1 protein-coding gene is annotated in these 231 nt (G+C 65.8%); it reads left to right on the forward strand.

All coding sequences use genetic code 11. The features are described 5' to 3' along the window. Nucleotides 1-231: response regulator (locus B4920_RS28220; protein WP_139379808.1), on the forward strand; the 231-nt coding region annotated here is incomplete at both ends.

Consider the following 231-nt stretch of genomic DNA (forward strand, 5'->3'; position numbering starts at 1 on the left):
TTCGCCTTCACCCTGCCGCTCGCCAGTGGCAAGGCGGGCAGCCTGACCCTGGACAGCCGCCAGATCGAACACCAGCTGGTGCGCCAGCAGCCGCTGATCCTGCCGGACTGGGAGAGCGATGACCTGCCCCCTCCCCCCGAGGATGCCCCCCTCATCCTGGTGGTGGACGATGAGCCCATCAATTTGCACATACTGCGCCACCTGCTGCAGCCCTGCGGTTATCGTATCCTG

Origin of the sequence: Zoogloea sp. LCSB751, from assembly GCF_002028455.1 — a bacterium.
In the GTDB taxonomy this organism is placed as follows: Bacteria; Pseudomonadota; Gammaproteobacteria; order Burkholderiales; family Rhodocyclaceae; genus Zoogloea.